Source organism: Muricoccus pecuniae, assembly GCF_014199205.1.
GTDB lineage: Bacteria > Pseudomonadota > Alphaproteobacteria > Acetobacterales > Acetobacteraceae > Roseomonas > Roseomonas pecuniae.
Genome location: NZ_JACIJD010000086.1, coordinates 1 through 1,322 on the forward strand (window position 1 = coordinate 1; position 1,322 = coordinate 1,322).

Below are 1,322 nucleotides of genomic sequence, written 5' to 3' on the forward strand. Positions count from 1 at the left end.
GTGAACCGCCCCGGATTTCCCGGAGGCTGATTGGTTTGGGTTACGCCTCCAGGGCGGGCTTCTCAAGCTTGGCGTAGTAGCGCGCCTCCACTTCAGCCGGTGGCATGTTCCCGATCGGCTCGAGGAGGCGTCGGTTGTTGAACCAGTCCACCCACTCGAGGGTGGCGTACTCGACAGCTTCCAGCGACCGCCACGGGCCACGGCGACGGATCACCTCGGTTTTGAACAGGCCGATGACGGTCTCGGCGAGAGCGTTGTCGTAGCTGTCACCGACGCTACCGACCGAGGACTCGATCCCGGCTTCAAGGAGCCGTTCTGTGTACCGGATGCTGACGTATTGCCCGCCCCTGTCGCTATGGTGGGTCAGGCCGCCCTTCGCCGGACGGCGGTCATGCAGCGCTTGTTCCAGGGCATCGAGGACAAAACCTGCATGAGCCGTCCGCGAGATGCGCCAGCCGACAATGCGGCGGGCAAAGACGTCGATGACGAAGGCGGCGTAGACGAAGCCCTGCCAGGTGGCCACGTAGGTAAAATCCGACACCCACAGCATGTCCGGACGCAGCGCCCGGAACTGGCGGTTCACCTTGTCCGACGGACAAGGCGTGGCCTTGTCGGCGATCGTGGTCCTGACCTCCTTGCCGCGCACCGCACCGCGCAGCCCCATCCGCCGCATCAGCCGCTCCACCGTGCAGCGGGCCACCGCGATCCCCTCGCGGCCGAGCTGCCGCCAGACCTTGCGGGCGCCGTAGACCTCGAAGTTGGCCGCATGCACCCGTCGGATCCCTTCCATGAGCGCGATGTCCTGTCGGGTACGCGGCGAGGCCTTGGCCGGGTCAGCGCGCCGGGCAACATGGGCGTGGTAGGTCGACGGCGCGATCGGCAGCACCCTGCAGATCGGCTCGACACCGTAGACCCCGCGATGATCGTCGATGAAGGCGATCATGGCTTCGAGCGGCGGTCGAGCTCCGCCACTGCGAAATAGGCCGACGCCTTGCGCAGGATCTCATTGGCCTGCCGCAGTTCGCGGACCTCGCGTTCCAAAGCTTTGATCCGCTCTCCCTCCGCACTCGTCGGGCCCGGCCGCAGGCCCCGGTCGCGCTCGGCCTGCCTTACCCAGCCGCGCAGCGTCTCCGTTGTGCAGCCGATCTTGGGCGCGATCGAGTTGATCGCCGCCCACTGCGAGGCGTGGTCGCCTCCATGCTCCAGCACCATCCGGACTGCCCGTTGCCGGACTTCAGGCGAATACCGGTTCGAGGTCTTCTTCGTCATGGCTCCATCCTCTCAAGAGTTGGAACCTCCAGGAAACCCGGGGCGGTTCACCG

Annotated in this window: 1 protein-coding gene and 1 other annotated feature; the gene reads right to left on the reverse strand. The window is 66.3% G+C overall.

Going from position 1 to position 1,322, the window contains the following annotated elements:
• Nucleotides 1-40 precede the first annotated feature (40 nt).
• Nucleotides 41-1,269, reverse strand: a protein-coding gene (locus FHS87_RS23290) for an IS3 family transposase (RefSeq protein WP_184522303.1) whose coding sequence is annotated in 2 segments (ribosomal slippage) — nt 41-972 and nt 972-1,269 — 1,230 coding nt in all. Because the reading frame shifts where the segments join, the coding sequence is not laid out codon by codon here.
• Nucleotides 869-985: a sequence feature (AL1L pseudoknot), on the reverse strand. It overlaps the preceding gene by 117 nt.
• Nucleotides 1,270-1,322 lie beyond the last annotated feature (53 nt).